The sequence below is a fragment of the Flavobacterium sp. 245 genome (genome assembly GCF_004362055.1).
Taxonomy (GTDB): Bacteria; Bacteroidota; Bacteroidia; order Flavobacteriales; family Flavobacteriaceae; genus Flavobacterium.
In genome coordinates this window covers 52,616-72,455 of sequence record NZ_SNXB01000001.1, presented here as the reverse complement: position 1 = coordinate 72,455, position 19,840 = coordinate 52,616, and the positions used below count along the sequence as shown (strand labels likewise).

Annotated in this window: 17 protein-coding genes; 5 read left to right on the top strand and 12 right to left on the bottom strand. The window is 34.9% G+C overall.

Annotated elements, in window-relative coordinates; genetic code table 11:
- Complete coding sequence (gene gldD, locus EV145_RS00300; protein ID WP_133523258.1) at nt 1-561, top strand: gliding motility lipoprotein GldD; 561 nt, start codon at nt 1-3, stop codon at nt 559-561.
- A 58-nt stretch (nt 562-619) separates the two neighbouring features.
- Here gldD and EV145_RS00295 read toward each other — a convergent pair whose 3' ends face one another.
- A complete protein-coding gene (locus EV145_RS00295) occupies nt 620-994 on the bottom strand; it encodes a heavy-metal-associated domain-containing protein (RefSeq protein ID WP_133523257.1) in 375 nt (124 codons plus the stop codon).
- A 100-nt stretch (nt 995-1,094) separates the two neighbouring features.
- On the opposite strand from EV145_RS00295, the gene EV145_RS00290 reads away from it, so the two are divergent.
- Nucleotides 1,095-1,961 (top strand): DMT family transporter, encoded by an 867-nt coding sequence (locus tag EV145_RS00290; protein WP_133523256.1) that lies wholly within the window; start codon nt 1,095-1,097, stop codon nt 1,959-1,961.
- 192 nt (nt 1,962-2,153) lie between these two features.
- Here the strand turns inward: EV145_RS00290 and EV145_RS00285 are convergent, their stop codons facing one another.
- Together EV145_RS00285 and EV145_RS00280 are read right to left on the bottom strand one after the other, a co-directional pair.
- Nucleotides 2,154-4,202: an insulinase family protein gene (locus EV145_RS00285; RefSeq protein WP_208110880.1), complete on the bottom strand. Its 2,049-nt coding sequence runs from the start codon at nt 4,200-4,202 to the stop codon at nt 2,154-2,156.
- A 12-nt stretch (nt 4,203-4,214) separates the two neighbouring features.
- Nucleotides 4,215-5,537 (bottom strand): M16 family metallopeptidase, encoded by a 1,323-nt coding sequence (locus EV145_RS00280; protein ID WP_133523255.1) that lies wholly within the window; start codon nt 5,535-5,537, stop codon nt 4,215-4,217.
- A gap of 275 nt (nt 5,538-5,812) precedes the next feature.
- Between EV145_RS00280 and rplU the strand changes: the two genes are divergently transcribed.
- Nucleotides 5,813-6,250 (top strand): 50S ribosomal protein L21, encoded by a 438-nt coding sequence (gene rplU / locus EV145_RS00275; protein WP_073412831.1) that lies wholly within the window; start codon nt 5,813-5,815, stop codon nt 6,248-6,250.
- Between the two features lie 24 nt (nt 6,251-6,274).
- Complete coding sequence (rpmA, locus tag EV145_RS00270; protein WP_012023622.1) at nt 6,275-6,535, top strand: 50S ribosomal protein L27; 261 nt, start codon at nt 6,275-6,277, stop codon at nt 6,533-6,535.
- A gap of 260 nt (nt 6,536-6,795) precedes the next feature.
- Here rpmA and EV145_RS00265 read toward each other — a convergent pair whose 3' ends face one another.
- Both EV145_RS00265 and EV145_RS00260 read right to left on the bottom strand, forming a co-directional pair.
- A complete protein-coding gene (locus EV145_RS00265; RefSeq protein ID WP_133523254.1) occupies nt 6,796-9,552 on the bottom strand; it encodes an AsmA-like C-terminal region-containing protein in 2,757 nt (918 codons plus the stop codon).
- A gap of 39 nt (nt 9,553-9,591) precedes the next feature.
- Nucleotides 9,592-10,173, bottom strand: coding sequence for a tRNA-(ms[2]io[6]A)-hydroxylase (locus EV145_RS00260; protein WP_133523253.1), 582 nt, complete (start codon nt 10,171-10,173; stop codon nt 9,592-9,594).
- Nucleotides 10,174-10,287: 114 nt separating this feature from the next.
- Here EV145_RS00260 and EV145_RS00255 point away from each other — a divergent pair, with 114 nt between their 5' ends.
- Entirely contained in the window at nt 10,288-11,529 is a 1,242-nt protein-coding gene (locus EV145_RS00255; RefSeq protein WP_133523252.1) for a glycosyltransferase family 4 protein, read from the top strand.
- Between the two features lie 54 nt (nt 11,530-11,583).
- Here the strand turns inward: EV145_RS00255 and EV145_RS00250 are convergent, their stop codons facing one another.
- From EV145_RS00250 to porV, 7 genes are all read right to left on the bottom strand, one after another.
- On the bottom strand, nt 11,584-12,462 hold the full coding sequence (locus EV145_RS00250) for a helix-turn-helix domain-containing protein (protein ID WP_133523251.1): 879 nt from the start codon (nt 12,460-12,462) through the stop codon (nt 11,584-11,586).
- Between the two features lie 76 nt (nt 12,463-12,538).
- Nucleotides 12,539-13,090 carry a carboxymuconolactone decarboxylase family protein gene (locus tag EV145_RS00245; RefSeq protein ID WP_133523250.1) on the bottom strand — a complete coding sequence of 184 codons (552 nt, stop codon included), beginning with the start codon at nt 13,088-13,090 and terminating at the stop codon, nt 12,539-12,541.
- A gap of 220 nt (nt 13,091-13,310) precedes the next feature.
- The gene (locus tag EV145_RS00240; RefSeq protein WP_133523249.1) at nt 13,311-15,158 is read right to left on the bottom strand and encodes a hydrolase/aminopeptidase; all 1,848 of its coding nucleotides are present in this window, start codon (nt 15,156-15,158) and stop codon (nt 13,311-13,313) included.
- Nucleotides 15,159-15,271: 113 nt separating this feature from the next.
- On the bottom strand, nt 15,272-16,915 hold the full coding sequence (locus tag EV145_RS00235; protein ID WP_133523248.1) for a pyruvate dehydrogenase complex dihydrolipoamide acetyltransferase: 1,644 nt from the start codon (nt 16,913-16,915) through the stop codon (nt 15,272-15,274).
- A gap of 4 nt (nt 16,916-16,919) precedes the next feature.
- On the bottom strand, nt 16,920-17,918 hold the full coding sequence (gene pdhA / locus EV145_RS00230) for a pyruvate dehydrogenase (acetyl-transferring) E1 component subunit alpha (RefSeq protein WP_035645485.1): 999 nt from the start codon (nt 17,916-17,918) through the stop codon (nt 16,920-16,922).
- Nucleotides 17,919-18,076: 158 nt separating this feature from the next.
- On the bottom strand, nt 18,077-18,559 hold the full coding sequence (cdd, locus tag EV145_RS00225) for a cytidine deaminase (RefSeq protein WP_133523247.1): 483 nt from the start codon (nt 18,557-18,559) through the stop codon (nt 18,077-18,079).
- 75 nt (nt 18,560-18,634) lie between these two features.
- The gene (gene porV, locus EV145_RS00220) at nt 18,635-19,840 is read right to left on the bottom strand and encodes a type IX secretion system outer membrane channel protein PorV (protein WP_133523246.1); all 1,206 of its coding nucleotides are present in this window, start codon (nt 19,838-19,840) and stop codon (nt 18,635-18,637) included.

Here is a 19,840-nt window from a genome sequence, read left to right as displayed (position 1 = left end):
ATGTTAAAAAAGATAATTTCAACGGCAGTAATTTTATTGACTCTGACTGTAGTAAGTTGTAAAGATGATGTATTGCCAAAACCGGCAAGTTTTCTGCGTTTAGATTATCCGGAAGCGAAATATGTTCATTTTGAGAATAATTGTCCATTTGCTTTTGATATGAATGAAGCGGCGATTATTAAAGGCGAAAAAGATTGCGGATTTGCGATTACATATCCAAAAATGAAAGCCACAATTTATTTGACTTATAAACCTGTACACGGTGATATTAATAAGCTTTTAAAAGATGCTCAAAAACTTACTTACGAGCACGTTATCAAAGCCGATGATATTTTAGAACAGCCGTATTTAAATCCAGAAAAAAAGGTGTACGGAATGTTTTATCAAGTTGACGGAAACGCGGCCACAAACTCTCAATTTTACGTTACAGACAGTACAAAACACTTTATAACAGGTTCAGTTTATTTTTATGCCAAACCTAATTTTGATTCAATTATGCCGGCGGCGAGTTATATCAAAAATGATATGCAAAGGCTTATGGAGACTTTGAAATGGAGATAAAAAGATAAAAAAACGGCGTTCATTTGAACGCCTTTTTTTTGTTTTCTAAAACTTTAAATTAAGATTTAAAATTCAAAACCTTATATGTTTTTCCGTCTCCAGTTCCTTGAACAACTTTAATTAAAGATTCTTGGTTCTCAACAGTTTTGTCAAAAGTTACGGTTGCTGTTTTTTTATCAAAATCAACTGCAGCTTTTTCAACTCCATCAAGATTTGATAATTCTTTTTCGATTGTTTTGGCACATCCCATTGCGCAAGTCATTCCTTCAATTTCGAAACTTGCCGTTTGTACATTTTCAGCAGCAATTGTTTTTTGTTTAGAAGTTGTTTCTAAAGGTTTTATGTTAGCCAAGTTTTTATCTTCTTCCTTTTTACAGCTTACGAATACTAAACCCGCAAGGACTAGCGATGCTATTATTTTTGTGAATTTCATTATATAGAATTTTAAGTTGTCAATATGTTTGTTGCAAAATTAATAAAATTCAAGAGGTCAGTTCATAAAAATAGTACAATTTTGCAGTAAAATGGTGTTTATGGATGCAAAACAGTTAAAGTGGGCTTATTTGTTGGTTCTTTCTCTTATTTGGGGAAGTTCTTTTATTTTAATCAAAAGAGGATTGGTTGGTTTAACAGCAATTCAGGTTGGTTCATTCCGAATTATTTTTGCCGCTTTGTTTTTATTGATCGTCGGATTTAACAGTTTGAAGAAAATTTCGCTTCGCCAATGGAAATTCGTTGCCATAACTTCCTTTTTCGGAACTTTTACACCGGCTTATCTTTTTGCCATTGCCGAAACACAGGTTGATAGTTCAATTGTAGCGATTTTGAATTCGCTTACGCCTTTAAATACTTTGGTTTTAGGAATTCTGATTTTCGGAATTCAATTTCAAAAACGACAGGTTTTAGGTGTTTTTGTTGGGTTGGTAGGCTGTTTGCTCTTGGTTCTCAGTGGTGCATCAGCACATCCGGGACAAAATTACTATTATGTGGTTTTGGTGGTAATTGCAACGCTTTGTTATGCAATAAATGTCAACTTGATCAAAAAGTATTTATCTGATTTAAATTCATTAAGTATTACAACCGGAAATTTTACGGTTTTGCTTTTGCCTGCATTAATTATTTTAAGCACGACAGATATTTCTCAACGAATTAATATCGATGTCACGCAACATTCCATATTTTTTGTGCTTATTCTGGGTGTATTAGGAACCGGAATTGCAAATGTTTTGTTCTTTAAATTGATACAAATGTCTTCTCCAGTTTTTGCAACTTCGGTTACTTATTTAATTCCGATTGTCGCTTTCTTTTGGGGATTATTAGATAATGAAATGCTAACGCCAATTCAGTTTTTTGGTGCCTTTATTATTTTGATTGGAGTTTATTTATCGGCGAAGAAATAAAAGTTGTTCTAAATGAATGTCATCCTGAGCTAAGTCGAAGGGTGCGCCAATTGGAACGGGGCTTCGACTCCGCTCAGCCTGACAAAGTCATTCATAAAAAAAAGCTTTGTCAAAGTTTTAAACTTTGACAAAGCCTATGGGAAAGATAACTTAGCAACTTAGTGCCTTAGAATCTTAGTGTCTTAGTATCTTCTACAAAAAATCTGCATCAGAAACTCCTTCATTTATTTTGATATCAGACATTTTGATGTCTAATTCGAAACCAACATTCTGAATCAAATTAAAAGGAACCTTTACGCCTTTTACTTCTTTATAATCGCCAAAGTTTGTTATTTGTGTTGCTGATTTTCCGCCTTGTTCACGAACTTTAGACTCCGCAACTTTTAATCCTGATTTTACATCATAAAAATAAGTTGTTTTTCCGTCTTTTATAGCATAAGCGTCGCTTCCATTAATTGATTCGATGCTGTCAACTTTTAAATCTGTTCTTTTTTGCAATTGTAATTCTTCAAAAGGTGCTGCGTTTGCCTTCATTTCTTTAAGATCATCACCTTCTAGATTTTTGTGTTGGCCTTGCTGTTCAATATAAGCGCCTTTGTCATTGACAACCTGTTTCATTAAATTCATAGTTCCCATAGCAAGCGAAACCATCATTTTTCCTTTTGAATCTAATTTTGAAGTAAAAGTCAGTGGAGTAGGAGCCTGCGGAATTGTAGTGCTTCCGTTCATGTAAAGTGTTTTTACGGCTGTTACTGCTTTTTCGCCACCAATTGCTTTAATATAATTTTGAAAAACGGTTTGTGCGGTAACATTTGAAGGAGTTTCTTTTTTAGTTGCTGGTTTTTCAACAGAATTTCCGTATTTATCAAAATAATAAATTGGAATTTGAAGCTTTTCTAAACCAGAAATTACATCAGAACCTTTTCCTGCAATAACAATTCGCATATTGTCAAGCAAGAAATACTTGTTTGCAACACGGTAAATATCATCGGCAGTTACGTTGTTTATAGTTTGAATATATTTTTCATAGAAATCAGCCGGAAGTTTTTCTGTTTCAATATTTAAAGCATAACGTGCTACAGCTTGAGGTTTTTCAACCTGCATAACAAAACGACCGATATAGCCTGCTTTTACATTTCTTAAAACTTCTGGATCAACTTTTTCAGTGCGGATTCTTTTTATTTCTTTAATGAATTGAACCACTGCACTGTCTGTAACTGTATTTCTAACAGCAGAAGAAGCTTTAAATTTAGTTACATATTTTCCGCTTCCAATGTTTGAATTTGCGCCATACGTCCAGCCGTGCTGTTCGCGTAAATTCATGTTTAAGTAACTGTTGAAGTCACCTCCTAAAATTTGGTTAGCAATAACTGCAGGGAAAAAATCAGGATCGCTCATTTTTAAATTCACAGTGTTTACCAATGAAATCTCAGATTGTACTGCATTTGGAACATCAACAAAATCGATTTGAAGTTTAGATGCGTTTTCCGGATTTGGATACGTGTTTTTTGGTGCGGCTTGTTTTTTCCATCCTCCAAAAAGTTTTTCTACAGCAGTTTTGGTTTCTTTAAACTTAACATCGCCAATAATTACTAAATACGCATTTTCTGGAACAAAATATGTATTGTAATTTGTCTGAACATCTGCCAGTGTTACATTTTTTACTGTTTCTTCAGATAAATATTCTCCAGAAGGATGATTTTTTCCGAAAGCCAAAACATCAACTACGCGAGTAGCAATGGCCGGAACGCTTTTTTCGTCGGCTTTAAGTCCTTCTAAAAGTTTTGCTTTTTCTTTGTCAAATTCAGTTTGAGTGAAATTTGGTTGTAAAGCACCTTCAGCAAGAAGTTCTAAAACACGTCCAGAATATTTTGATAAAGAACTTCCATAAGCGCCTGAAGAAGAAAAACTGATGCTTGCTCCGTAAAAATCAATTTCTTCGTTAAAAGCTTCTTTGGTTGTTTTTTTGGTTCCGTTTCCAATCAAACTGCTGGTCAATTCGTCGACACCTTTTTTGTTTCCTTCTGTAAAAGGAGCATTGTCAAGTGTTAAATTGAAACTGACTCTTGGTAATTTATGGTTTTCAACAACTAAAACTTTCATGCCGTTTGACAACACAAAAGTTTGAGGCTTTTTAATATTGACTACAGGAGAGTTTCCTGGTTTTGGCTGTGGACGATCTTGTGCTGTCATAATTCCAGTTAGGAAAAAAAGGATTAAAAAAGTATATATTTTTTTCATGATTCGATATTCTTAGTTTTGAGATTTTACGGTTGGTATATAATCTAAAATCAAGCGTTGGTTCGGATTTAAATATTTCTTGGCAACTTCTCTGATTTCCTCTCTCGTTATAGAGTGATACATATCAATTTCAGTATTGATTAGGTTAACATCTCCGTAAAGCAAATAATAAGAAGCAAGATTTTCGGCAATTCCTTCTACGCTAGCATTTGCATTCACAAAATTATTATCGAATTTGTTTTGTAATTTTTCGTAATCTTTTTCAGAAATCAAATCGGTTTGAATTTTTACGATTTCTTCATCTATTTCTTTTAAAATATCCGCAGTTGTATAAGGCGCCATTGGCAATCCATATAAAATGTATGTTCCGTAATCTTCTTGACTAAAACCTACGGCGCCAATTTGAAGTGCCATTTTTTTATCGTCAACGATTTTTTTGTACAACTTAGAGCTTTTTCCGTCACTTAAATAAGACGATATTAAATCTAAAACCCTTGCATCTCTGGTTTTCATTGAAGGTGTTCTGTAAGAAGCAACAACCATCGGAATCTGAATGTTAGGATCTTCGTAAGTTGCTTTTATAGTCTGCGTAATCGGCTCTTCGGTGTAAGTTTGCTTTTTAACTTCTTCGCCTTTCGGAATCGGGCCAAAATATTTCTGAACCCATTCTTTGGCTTTGGTCTTATCAAAATCTCCAGCAACTACTAAAACAGCATTATTTGGCGTATAGAATTTTTTATTGAATGCCTGAAATTCTTCAAGAGTTGCGGCATCTAGATCTTTCATTGAGCCGATAGTTGTCCAGCGATACGGGTGATTTTTGAACATATTCTTTTTAACTTCTGGGAGAATATTTCCGTAAGGCTGATTGTCGTAACGCATTCTTTTTTCTTCTTTTACGACTTCATTTTGCGTATCAACTCCAATTTTATTAATAATTGGATGCATTAGACGCTCAGATTCCATCCATAAACCAAGTTCTAAATTGTTTGACGGAAAAACTTCGTAATAGTAAGTTCTGTCGTCTGAAGTGTTGGCGTTGTTTACGCCTCCATTTGCAGTAACGATTTTCATCCATTCGCCGCGCTTTATGTTTTGAGTTCCTTCAAATAATAAATGTTCGAAAAAATGTGCAAAACCTGTTCTGTCCGGGCGCTCATCTTTGGAGCCAACGTGATACATTACAGAAGTAATAACCACAGGTGCCGATGGATCGTTATGCAGAATTACATGCATTCCGTTATCTAAATTATACTCTTCAAAAGCTACCTTTTGAGCATGAGCTACTCCGCCGAGCATTAGTGCTGCACTTAACATCATTATTGAATTTTTCATATGCGATTAATAAATTTATAATACCTAAAGTAAGTAGGTAGCAAAAAGTCGATTATAGTTACTCCAAAAATAGTCTTTTTTGTGTATTGTTTTAAGATTTGTGCTTTTATAGGTTAGAATTAATAGTATTTTACATCTTTTTTTAGTTAGAGAATGATTAAAAAGCCCTGTAAAACAGTCTTTAAAGCCAAAGAAAATATTTTTGTAGCAAGGGATTGCGTAGTAAATTTTTAGTTGTATATTTGCAACCTTAAAAATCAATAAATCAATTTGATATGTATGCAATCGTAGAGATAGCAGGGCAACAATTTAAAGTAAGCAAAGACTTAAAGGTTTATGTTCACCGTTTAGCTAATGAAGAAGGTTCAAAAGTTTCTTTTGACAAAGTTCTTTTATTAGATGATAATGGAAATGTAACTTTAGGCGCCCCAGCTATAGAAGGTGCTTCAGTAGAAGCTAAAGTGTTACAACACTTAAAAGGTGATAAAGTTATCGTTTTCAAAAAGAAAAGAAGAAAAGGATACAAAAAGAGAAATGGTCACAGACAATATCTTACTCAAATTGTAATTGAAGGTATTACTGCAGCAGGAGGAACTAAAAAAGCAGCGGCTAAAAAAGCAGTTGTAGCAGAAGAAGCAGCTACTGAAGAAGTAGAAGCTCCAAAAGCGAAAAAAGCAGCTCCAAAAGCAAAAAAAGAAGCTACTAAAGAATAATAACAATATTTAAACTCATACGTCATGGCTCACAAGAAAGGTGTCGGTAGTTCGAAGAATGGTAGAGAATCAGAATCAAAACGTTTAGGCGTTAAGATTTATGGTGGTCAAGCTGCTATTGCTGGTAACATCATCGTTAGACAAAGAGGTTCAAAACATAATCCAGGTGAAAACGTTTACATCAGTAAAGATCACACACTACACGCAAGAGTAGCTGGAGTTGTTAAGTTCCAAAAGAAAAGAGATAACAAATCTTATGTATCTATTATCCCATTTGAGGCATAATAATCAAAGATTACTTTTTATAAAAAACCCGTTCAGAAATGATCGGGTTTTTTGTTTTTAGTCATTGCGAGAAACGAAGCAATCACATATGCTATCAATCAATGTTACTATTGTTAATGTGGTTGCTTCGTTTCTCGCAATGACAAGATTGTGGTGCAGATTTGAGAAAAAAAACCTTTGCCAAAGTTTTAAACTTTGACAAAGGACTATGATGAACATTGGAATGTGGTTCCGAAGCTTCGGGATTCAAAATTGAAATTTTATTCCTCTGTATCCTTAGTTTCTTCAAGATCTTCGGTTTTTTTGCCAACCTTTATTTTTGGATTATCCTGTGTTCCTGTAACGGTAAGTGGAATGCCAAAAATACCAAAAGGTGGTAGTCCCAAACGCATTTTTAAATTAAGTTTTCCGTCTAAAGTTGTTTTGCCTTCAATTCTTGGTCTGAAACCCGCAAACTTAAATTTAAAACGTTCAACAGTCATTATATTGTTTTTGATTGTAGTTTTAATGTCAACTTTAGAAAGATCAGGATTTTTCATCGATTCAGAATTTGTTTCTTTGCTTACTGCAGTAAACATTTTCAATCCACGAACTTTTACGTCTTTTACTGAAAGGGTTCCGCCTCCAACTAAAGAAGGATAAACGGGTTCCATATTTGCATTCAAACGACCTTTTAGCTGATAATCCAAAGAGACAATTCCTTGTGCTTTTTCGGCAGCGCTGGCCATTTTTCTAAAAACTTCAATTTCGTTATAAGCTCTTTTAATGTCAAAATCAGTTGCTTTTATAGCATAATCAAAATTTGCCTTTTGAGGAGTTGTGGCCTGGTAATTGGCATTCATAGTTACCTTGCAGCCAATTAAATCAAAACCTGTGTTTTGCATTGTCAGTTTGCCTTTATTCATGCTTAGGTTTCCGGTAGCGTTTTGAAGATTTAATTTGTCGAAATTAACTTTTTGAGCATTTGCTGTAAATTTTAAATTCAAATTAGTCGGAATAATAATAACACCTTTTTGAGCAATTTCGGTTTTTGTTTCGGGTTTTGGGGCTGAATTTTCTGTTACAGAAGTCCCGGCTGTTGTCTCCGACATAAATTCATCAACATTGATATAACGAGAAGTAGCATTGAAGGAACCTCTTAAAACGCCTGTATTAGTAGTCGCATAATTAAAAACGTTCTGCAAGTACCCATTCATTCTAAAATCAGATTGACCGTAAGCGGCTAGAAAATTATTGAAGTACATTTTGTCTTGATTGATTTTAAAGATGCCTTCTTTGATGACAAACTTTTTAGGAAGATATTCAGATGTAATGCCAATATTTCGCAGCTCAAGAGTTCCTTTGTTGTGCAGTTTGCTGTAATTTCCTTTTTCAGCATCACTTTGTTTTCCTTTCAAAACCACATCAGCTTTTACAAATCCGTCTAAATCAAGTCCTTTTTGAGAAAAAACTTTGTAGATTTTGTTTACGTCAAGTTCACCTTTTGCTTTGATGTCGTAAGTTAAATCAACAAAATTGCTCAAATCAGCATCAACAAAAACAGGTTTTCCTTCAAAGGTAAACTGCGCCGGTTTTAGTTTTACTTTTAAATCATCATAAGTTCCTTTTTGGTTGTTAATCTGAGATTTAACGATAATATTTGTTATTGGATTTGGGTAATATTTTGTTTTTAAATAACCGTTTTCCAAATTAATAGTTCCATTTGTAACTGGAAAAAGCTTGTTTTTTTGATCAAATTTTCCGTTCGCTTTTACATCTGAAGTTAAGATGCCTTTTAGTTCAATGTCAGGAATTCCCAGTGCTTTTGTCAATTTTTCAAGATTGATTTTTGCTTTAAAATCGGCATTAATAACTGGTGTGTTGACGCCGGTTACATGGAATTTTGATTTTAAATAATCCTGATTTATGTTTAAGGAAATATTTTTAGCGTCAATGACAGCTAGATCCGGATTTAATGACGGAACTCTAGTTTTTATGTCCAGATTTAAATTTGAAACAGGAAAAGCACTTTTGTTGTAATTCACAAAGCCGCTGTCGATTTTTAAATCCAGATCAAGTTCTGGTGCAATGTTTTTTGAAGCAATATAATCGCCTTTTAATGTCAAAAGAAGATTGGTATTTCCTTTCAATTCGGTTTTAGAAAGCCAAGTAATGTATTTTGGAGGAAAGGCAGTAAAAACATCATATAGTTTGCTATTATTTGATTTTATTACAAAATCCATGTTGTAGCCATCTTTCAAAAAGTCGAAGTTTCCTTTAAAATCAACTAAAAGCTGGTTTATTTTTAAGTTATTCTGCTGGAAGAAAAACGACAATGAATTCACGTTTACCTTTGTAATCAAATCGGCATCGATTTTTTTATTCATTAAATAAGGTTCACCTTCATAAACAATATTCAGTTTTTCTACTTTGGCTTTTGAATAAAGATCAAAAACCGATTTGTTTAAGTCGCCTTTGCCTAAATAATTAAAGCCAAAAGCATCAAAATGAACTTTCGTTGATAGATCATCGTAAATTATTTTACTATTTAAGATTTCAATTCGTTCTAATTTTAAAGCGGTTTCGGTACTGTCTTTTGGGTTTGAAGGTTTTGAAGACTTGTAGATATTGTAATTTGCCTCACCTTTTGCATTTACTTTTACATTGATAAAAGAATCTGACAAGTAAATTTGATCAATTTTTACCGCTTTGCTGAAAACTAGGCTGGCAACATTTATTCCAAAAGAAACTTCCTTTGCGGTAATGAATTTTTCTTTAGCATAAGGAGCAGAACCATTAAGGTTTAAGTCGCTTAAAGTCAATGTCAGTGAAGGGAAATGATGAAAGAATGAAACGGAAACATCAGAATAATTTAATTCTGCACTAAGTTTTTCGTTTGCAGTTTTTTTAATTTGCTCTTTAATTTTATCCGCAAAAATAATAGGCGTTAAAAACAATAATCCTATAATAACAACAAAGGTTATTCCAAGATATTTAAGGATTTTTAATATAATGGATTTTTTTTTGGTTGCAGTCATGTTATTTTGCTATTTGTTTTTGGAAATATTCAGAAAAGATTACCCGTGTACAGTTTCGTTTTTTCCGTAATTGGAAATAATGGAACCTTCGTATTCAATCCATTCTTTCCAGCGTTTGTCAATATCAATATTGTCTTGATATTTTCTGGCAAATCCTAAAAAAGTAGTATAATGGCCTGCTTCAGAAATCATTAAATCACGGTAGAATTTAGCTAATTCTTCATCTTTAATGTTTTCAGAAAGTACTTTAAAACGCTCACAACTTCTGGCTTCAATCATGGCAGAAAATAGTAATCGGTCACAAAGAGCGTCTCTTCGGCTTCCGTCTTTCTTCATGAATTTAAAAAGCTCATTTACATAATGATCTTTGCGCTCGCGTCCCAAAGTAAGGCCACGTTTTTTGATTACGTCGTGAACCATTTGTAAATGTTCCAGTTCTTCCCTTGCAATTACCAGCATTTCAGTCACTAACTCTTCTAATTCAGAGTTATAGGTAACAATGCTTATCGCATTTGAAGCCGCTTTTTGTTCGCACCAGGCATGATCCGTTAAAATTTCTTCGATATTCGACTCGACAATATTTACCCAGCGAGGGTCTGTGGCTAACTTTAATCCTAGCATAATTCCTTCAAAAAAATGTTTCCTACAAAATTAGTGTTTTTTACGACCGAATCTCAGGAAATTGGGTGCAAATCCGCGCAAAAAAGCATTATTTTGTAATATGAAACAAATATTATGAATCAGATAAAAAAACTTTTAATTATTGGATTTGTTTGGCCTGAGCCAAATTCTTCTGCGGCAGGTGGAAGAATGATGCAATTAATTTCTATTTTCAAAGAAAATGGATTCGAAATTACATTTGCCAGTGCTGCACAAGACAGCGATTTTATGGTAGATTTATCTGAATATGGAGTGTCTAAAAAAAGCATTGAACTTAATTCTTCAAGTTTTGATGATTTTGCCGCCAAATTAAATCCTGATGTGGTTTTGTTTGATCGCTTTATGATTGAAGAACAATTTGGATGGAGAATAATTGAAAATTGTCCGAAAGCAATCAGAATTTTAGATACTGAAGATTTGCATTGCTTGCGAACTGCAAGACAAAAAGCCTTTAAAGAAAAACGAACTTTTGAGCTATTAGATTTGTTGTCTGAAGAGGTGGCGAAACGAGAAATAGCTAGTATTTTAAGGTGCGATTTATCTTTGATTATTTCAGAATTTGAAATGAATGTCCTGCAAGATGTTTTCAAAATAAGTAATGATTTGTTATTCTATCTTCCGTTTTTGGTCGAAAAAATGAATGAGGAGGATCTTCAGAAACTGCCTTCTTTTGAGGATCGAAAAAACTTTGTTTTCATTGGAAATTTTCTTCATGAGCCCAATTGGAATACCGTTCAATATCTAAAAGAAGCTGTTTGGGCTTTTGTGAAAAAGGATTTTCCAGAAGCAGTTTTAGAAGTTTACGGCGCTTATCCGTCACAAAAAGTTTTGCAATTACATCAGCCTAAAAATGGCTTTTATATTATGGGAAGGGCAGAAGATGCTAATGAAGTGGTGAAAAATGCAAGAGTAGTTTTGGCGCCAATTCGTTTTGGAGCGGGCTTAAAAGGGAAATTATTGGAAGCGATGCAATGCGGAACGCCAAGTGTTACATCTTCAATTGGTTCCGAAGCGATGCATTTAGATTTACCTTGGAATGGTTTTATTGAAGATAATCCAGAGGAGTTTGCAAAAAAAGCAATCTCACTTTATCGAGATGAAAGTCTCTGGAAGGAATCTCAAAAAAATGGAATTGCGATTATTGCCGCATGTTATCAAAAAAGCAGTTATTCAAATGAATTAGTTTCGCTGATAAATTCTCTTTTATCTGATTCTCAAAGTCATCGTCTTCATAATTTTATGGGTAATTTATTGCAACATCATGCTTATAAAAGCACCATGTATATGTCGAAATGGATTGAAGCGAAAAATAAGTAATCAGTAACAGTTTGCAGTAATCAGCAAACTGCGACTGAAAACTGCGACTCTAAACTAAGCTTGCATTTTACCAAATCCTACCGTTTCACGATAAATTTGAGGCGAAACATCTGCATTCGTTTTAAAGAAACGGCTGAAATAATGTTCGTCATCATAACCTAATTCATAAGCAATTTCTTTGACCGTTTTGTTGGTCATGTATAATTCTCTTTTGGCTTCAATAATGATTCTTTCAGATATTAAATCGGTTAGCGTTTTGTTGAAATAGTTCTTAGCTAATTTAGCTAATGCTTTTGGAGAAATATTCAGCAAATCTGCATAATTTCCTGCGGAATGTTTGGTTTTGAAATTCAGTTCGATTGCATCTTTTAAACTTTGAAGAATTAGTGGTTCTTTTGAATCTGGAACCGATTTCATTTCTTCTAATTGTTCCGTTTTTAATCTAGAAGCGGTAATTAAAAAAATCTTCAAATAAGAAATAAGTAATTCATATTGTGCTAATTCGGCATTTTGAATTTCAGCTTTCATTTGGTCAATAACCATATTAAAAGTTTGTTCTGCCTGTTTTGTAACCTGCACATAGGGAGGCTGATAAATATTGTTGAATAGGACGCCATTGCAGGAAACCTCTTTCTGGTGCATGTGAATACAGTAAAAGTCTGGGTGAAAATGAATCGCAATTCCTTCAATCGGTTCGTTCACGCAAAGCATAAAAGGCTGATAAGGTGAAAAGGCTAGGAGTGAATTTTCTTCAAATTGATGTTCTGAAAAATCAGCTTTTACTTTGCCTTTTCCTTTGGTTATCCAAATTAAAGAATAATAGTTATTTCGCTGTAAATGGTCGAAATGGCTGTTGTCATCAAATGAAAGAATTTTGAAGGCCAAATTGCCATTTTGAGGATTTATTAAAGTGAAAACGTTTGAAGAATTCATAACAGACTGTTTTTGAAACTGTAAAGATAGCTATGAATCATTTCATAGCTATCTTTACAGTTTGTTTTTTGGTGTATTAATTTTGTAATTCTAAGCTAGAAACTTCTGGAAAATCAATTTCTGTGTTTGCTACATTATTAAAGTAGTTCGTTAAAACATTCAAAGCTACATGGGCGATAGTTTCGGCTATTTCAGCATCAGAAACTCCTGCGTTTTTAGCTTTGTTTACATCTTCATCGTTTACTAAACCATTTTTATTGATTAATGTTTTGGCCAATTGTAAAATGGCGCTAGTTTTTGCATCTGCTGAATTTCCTGTTCTTGCTGCGTGTAAAACAGCTGGATCTGCTTTAACTAATTTTTCTCCAATAAATGTGTGAGCTGCTAAACAGTAATCACATGAGTTGCTTTCTGAAACTGCTAAAGCAATTAATTCGCCAGTTTTTGCGCTTAGTTTTCCGTGACTTAATGCACCGCTTAAATTTAAATATCCTTCTAGAACTGCTGGAGAATTTCCCATTGTTCGCATCATGTTTGGAACAACTCCTAATTTTGCCTGAACTGCGTTGAATAAATCTTTAGTTTTTCCTGTAACTTCTTCTGGGTTTAATGCTGTTAATCGTGTCATTTTATTTAATTTTTAAAGTTGTTATTTGTTGTTGTCTTTTGACATTACAAAGTTGCGACGATTACAGATTTTACAACATGGAGAATGTACGCTATGTGATGGATAATTTTCCCTGCTGGCTGTTTAAAACAAAAAATCCCCGATTACGTAATGTAATTGGGGATTTTTTGTTCTCAGTCTCAGTAAGCTGTTATCTGAAAACTGCGACTGCGACTGAAAACTATTTCAAAATACCTTCAACAGCTTGAATTGTTGTAGCATGATAACCAGATTTTGCTTTATCAAAAACTTGTTTTGCCCAAACTTTTCCTTCTGGGGTTTTAACCATTTCTTTATACAGCATCATCACAGATCCAGTTCTGCTGATTCCAATCAGGAATTGCTCAATTGCAGGATATGCTGGTTTGTATTGGTGGCGTAGCGCCTGAACAAACCATTGACGTTTAATGATGAAATTGCTACCTTTTGTAAAGTTGAATTCATTATCAATCGCTTCTATTTCTTTTGCTGTAATATCAGTAGGAAGATGGTCTATAAAGTGTTGTTTTTCTGCAGTGGTTGTTATTTTTTTGCTTAAACCTGCAACGCCTGTTTCTCTCCAGCTTTTCTGAATTTTATCAATAGCGTCAAAGTCGGCTGAACTTACAGGAAGAATATTTGATGGAATTCCGGGTTTGTAAATCCAGTCTTCTAATTTGATTTTATCTGCTAATGCTTTGTTATCTTTAATTAGATTTTCGTTTAGATATTTCACGAAATCTTCTGTAGTAATTGATTTGAAAGCATGCGAATCAAAGTAATTTTTAATAAAAGGATCGAATTTGGCGCGTCCAACTGCATTTTCAATAACTCTTAAGAAAGCATATCCTTTGACGTAAGGAATTTGGCTGATTCCGTCATCGGGATTTCTTCCTGTCAAACTAACTTTTAATCTTGTGTCTGGATTTGTATCGCCATATTCTGCAACGTTGTCAGTCAATTCTTTGTTGATGATAACATTTTGCATTTCGAATTCTTTTTTACCAAAGATTGCTTCACCAATTCTATGTTCAACATAAGTGGTGAATCCTTCGTTTAGCCAAATATCATCCCAAGTGGCATTTGTAACCAGGTTTCCGCTCCAGCTGTGGCCTAATTCGTGTGCTAACAAGCTTGTTAAAGAACGATCGCCAGCAATAACTCCTGGAGTTAAGAAAGTTAAGTTAGGATTTTCCATTCCGCCATAAGGGAAACTTGGAGGTAAAACCAAAACATCGTAACGTCCCCATCGGTAAGGGCCATAAAGTTTTTCTGCCGCTATAACCATATTTCCGAGTTCAGCAAATTCCCAAGCTGATTTTTTCAGCATTGATGGTTCTGCATAAACTCCAGTTCTATTGTCGATTGCTTGAAATTCAATATCTCCAACGGCAATTGCCATTAGATAAGACGGAATAGCTTTATCTTGTTTGAAAGTATAAACTCCAGTGTCATTTTTCTTCTGCGGATTTACAGCACTCATAACGGCTAATAAATCTTTAGGAACGGTAACTTTTGCATTATAAGTAAAACGAATTCCTGGTGAATCTTGACAAGGAATCCAAGTTCTTGACCATACGCTTTCTCCTTGAGAAAACAAGAATGGTTTCTTTTTATCAGCGGTCTGCTCTGGTTTTAACCATTGAAGTGCAACAGCATCCTTGGTTGTATTGTAATAGATGTTTACTTTAGTTGTATTCGGTTCAATAGTAATATGAAGCGGTTTTCCGTGAAATTCAGTTTCAGCACCCAATTCAAATTTGGTTTCTTTCTCTTCGTCGCCTAAAGTTACTTTTGTAATGTTTAAAGTGTTTTCATCAAAGATAATCTCATTTCCTTTGCTGAGATTGTCAATTTGCCAAGAAGCTTTTCCTGAGATAGTTTGTGTGTCAAAATCAACTTTAATTTCAAGATCAAGGTGTTTAACTACTGCAAGCTCTGGTTTTGAGTAGCTGTGTTCGTCTGTAACGGCTGCTGGTTTTTCTGTTTGGTCTTTTTTCTGGCAGGCAAGTGCTGTAAGAAATAAGATTAGCAAGGTTAGTTTTTTCATATTATGAAGTATTGAATTTTGAGGATGAAAATTAAACAAAAAATCCCGTTTTGAATAAACAAAACGGGATTTAATTATAAATTACCTTCGACTTCGCTCAGGTTGACAAAGAATTATGCCAACATTGTAACAGGGCTTTCGATGTATTGTTTTAATGTTTGTAAGAATTGAGCGCCAGTTGCACCGTCAATTGTTCTGTGGTCGCACGCCAAAGATAGCATCATTGTGTTTCCAACTACGATTTGACCATTTTTAACTACTGGTTTCTCAACAATTGCACCTACAGAAAGGATAGCAGAGTTTGGCTGGTTGATAATTGAATTAAATTCAGTAATACCAAACATTCCAAGGTTAGATACTGTAAAAGTACTTCCTTCCATTTCTTGTGGTCCTAATTTTTTGTTTTTAGCTCTTCCCGCAAGATCTCTTACTGAGCCACCAATTTGAGATAAACTCATAGCATCTGTAAATCTCAAAACAGGAACTACTAATCCGTCTTCAACTGCTACAGCAACACCAATATTTACGTGGTGGTTGATGATGATAGCATCTTCTTTCCAAGTAGAGTTGATTTTTGGATGTTTTTTCAATGCTAAAGCACAAGCTTTAATTACCATATCGTTGAAAGATACTTTTGTATCTGGAACGCTATTGATAGCAGCTCTTGCTTGCATTGCTTCGTCCATACTTACTTCAATCACTAAGTTGTAGTGAGGAGCTGTAAATAAAGATTCTGCAAGACGTTTAGCAATGATTTTTCGCATTTGAGAGTTTTTGATCTCTTCTGTGAAAACTTCTCCAGCAGGAACAAATACTTTTGGTGCAGCAGGAGCAGATGCTTCTTGTTTAGCAGCAGGAGCCGAAGCAGCAGCAGGTTGTGCCTGTGCAGATGGAGTAAAGTTTTCGATATCGCTTTTTACAATACGTCCGTTTTCTCCAGAACCTTTAACCTGAGTTAATTGGATTCCTTTGTCAGAAGCGATTTTTTTAGCTAAAGGTGAAGCTAAAATTCTTCCTCCGTTTGAAGTCTCAGCAACAGCTTCAGTCGCTTTTTCAGCAACAGGTGCAGCTTTTTCTTCAGTTGCAGGAGCACTTGCAGTTGCAGCGCCTCCAGCAGTATAATTTTCAGCAATTCCAGAAATGTCAGTTCCTGCAGGTCCAATGATAGCTAATAAGCTGTCAACTGGCGCAGTGTTTCCTTCTTGAATTCCGATGTATAATAATGTTCCAGCATTGAAAGACTCAAACTCCATAGTAGCTTTGTCTGTTTCAATTTCTGCTAAAATATCACCTTCAGCTACAGCATCGCCCACTTTTTTCAACCAAGTTGCTACTGTACCTTCCGTCATTGTGTCGCTCAAACGTGGCATAGTTACAACTACAACACCTTTTGGTAATTCTGTTGCAGCTTTTGCAGGAGCAGCAGTTTCAGTTTTTGCTTCAGCAACCAGAGTGTCTGCTTTTGGAGCTTCAGCAGCAGGAGCATCACCACCAGCTAAAAGAGCAGAAATATCTTCTCCTTCGTTACCAATGATTGCTAATAATGAATCAACCGGAGCAGTTTCTCCAGTCTGAATTCCAATATGTAAAAGAGTTCCTTCGTTAAAAGATTCGAACTCCATAGTTGCTTTGTCTGTTTCAATTTCAGCTAAGATATCTCCTTCGCTAATTTTGTCGCCTACTTTTTTTAACCAAGTCGCTACCGTTCCTTCCGTCATAGTATCGCTCAAACGAGGCATTGTTACTTTAATCGCCATGATGTTATAGTTTATGAGGTGTAAATGGATAGTCTTCTTGTGCGTATACTACATCGTATAATTGTTGTAAGTCTGGATATGGAGATTCTTCAGCGAATTTCTGACATTCTTCAACTAAGTCTTTAACTCTTTGGTCAATAACTTCAATTTCTTCTTCTGTAGCATATTTTTGATCCAAGATTACATCAAGTACTTGTGTAATTGGGTCGATTTTTTTGTACTCTTCAACCTCTTCTTTAGAACGGTATAATTGTGCATCAGACATAGAGTGTCCCCTGTAACGGTACGTTTTCATTTCAAGGAAAGTTGGTCCGTCTCCACGACGCGCTCTTTCGATAGCTTCGTGCATTGCTTCAGCAACTTTTACAGGATTCATTCCGTCAACAGGTCCGCAAGGCATTTCATAACCTAAACCTAATTTCCAGATGTCAGTGTGGTTTGCAGTTCTTTCTACAGAAGTTCCCATTGCGTAACCGTTGTTTTCAACGATAAATACAACTGGAAGTTTCCATAACATAGCCATGTTGAAAGCTTCATGTAAAGAACCTTGTCTAGCAGCACCGTCGCCAAAATAAGTCATAGTTACACCGCCAGTGTTGAAATATTTATCAGCGAAAGCTAAACCAGCTCCCACAGGGATTTGTCCACCAACGATTCCGTGACCTCCATAAAAACGGTGTTCTTTAGAGAAAATGTGCATAGAACCTCCCATACCTTTAGAAGTTCCTGTTGCTTTTCCTAAAAGTTCTGCCATTACGTTTCTAGGATCAACTCCCATACCAATTGGCTGAACGTGATTTCTGTAAGCAGTAATCATTTTGTCTTTAGTCAGGTCCATAGCGTGCAATGCACCCGCTAATACAGCTTCCTGACCATTATATAGGTGTAAAAAACCTCTAACTTTTTGTTGAATGTATAACGCTGCAAGTTTGTCTTCAAACTTTCTCCAAAGCAGCATGTCTTCGTACCACTTTAAATATACTTCTTTTGTAACTTCTTTCATCTGAATTCTTTCTTTTGCTAAAGTTTGTTTGTGTTATCAATTGTTGCCTATAACGCAAAATAGTTTCCTCCCACAAATTTGCGCCCGAAAGGTCGGGATGCAAAAATAAGACATTACATTTAAGAACTAAAATTTAAACGCTACTTTTTGGCTTTTTTTTACAAGAACTTTTTGTCAAACATAAAAGGAAGCAAATTTTTTAGGGATGCCGATTTATAAACTTCGCCAATTTCACCCATAAAATAGATTTCGATAGGGGTATCTTGTTTGATTTCGTATTCTGCAATTGATTGTCGGCAAGAACCGCATGGAGGAATAGGAGCGGTTGTCTGATTGGTATCTGAAGCAGCTGTAATGGCTATTTTCAAAATTTTTGCTTCTGGATAAATGCTTCCGGCATGAAAAATTGCAACACGCTCTGCACATAACCCTGACGGATATGCCGCGTTTTCCTGATTTGATCCTAAAACTATTTTTCCGTTATCAAGCAACAAAGCGGCTCCGACTTTAAATTGTGAATAGGGTGCATAGGCTTTTTTTCTAATTTCAACAGCCTGGCTCATTAAATCCTGAATTTCTTCTGAAAGTTCTTTAATGTCGTTATAAGCTAAAAATGAAGTTGTGATATTGATTTCTTTCATTGTTTTTATGGGAAAAAAAATCCAAATTCCTAAAAATAGAAATTTGGATTGTTGTTATTTTTTTATTTAGATCGTTTAATATTCGTCATATTTGTCTCCAAAGTTAAACGTTAAAGAAAAACGAAGTGTGTTTTCTAACGGATTTTTAACTTTTGAAGTTGAGAATAAGTATGAAACGTCAACTTTTACGATGTTATATTTGAAACCCGCTCCTAAAGAAAAAAACTGTCTGGCTCCTTTCTGAGGGCTTTCATGAAAATATCCGGCACGTAATGCAAATGCATCTTGGTACATATATTCTCCTGCAAGACTATAGGTAACTTCTTTCAATTCTTCACTAAATCCGCCTGGAGCGTCTCCAAAAGATTTAAAAATTCCTTCAAACCACCCTATGTCATTATATTTATTGTAAGCAATTGTGTTTGCTTGTTCTTGTGTGGTTTCTCCTGGATCAGTATAATCACCATCTCCATTTAAATCTACTGGTGTTCCAGGTCCTGGAGGAGTTGGTACAAGTAGTTTAGTGAATTCAAGACTTACTGCTACTTTATTATAGTCATCAAGTATAAAATCAAAACCACCTCCAAGACGCATATTTGCAGGTAAAAAATTACTGCTCAAATCGTCATTGTCATAGCTGATTTTTGGTCCTATATTCTGAAAATTAAATCCTGCTCTCCATCTTCCGTTAAAATCACTGTACGCGATTTCTTCAGATTGATAAAATCCGGCAACATCAACGGCAAATGAAGTTCCTGCAGTTGCATCTACATCTTCTGAAGCAACTTTTAAATTAGAGCGAATATATCGTGCTCCAACGGCCATCGAAAAGGTTTCGCTTAGCTTTTGTGAGTATGATCCGTCTAGGGCAATTTCGTTTGGTGATACGATGTTTGGAATTTCATTTGGATCACCCGTTCTTCTTAGTTCGATGTCTCCAAAACCAAAATAACGAAAACTTGCTGCAAATGCGCTTCGATCACTGATTTTATTGTAATAGGTTAATTGGCCTAATGAAATATCATTTGCTAAGTCAGTAAGATAAGGAGTGTAACTGATTGAAAGTCCTTGTGCATCTGTAGAAAATGCATATTTGGCAGGGTTCCACTGCTGCGAGAAAACGTCTGCCGAAGTAGCTACTCCTTGATCAGCTAAACCCGCTGCTCTTGCATCGGCAGCAACTAATAGGAATGGAACTCCAGTGGTGATTGGTCGAGTTTCTTGGGCTTTTGCGTACGTTATAATTAAAAAACAAATTAATAAATGTGATATTTTTTTCAT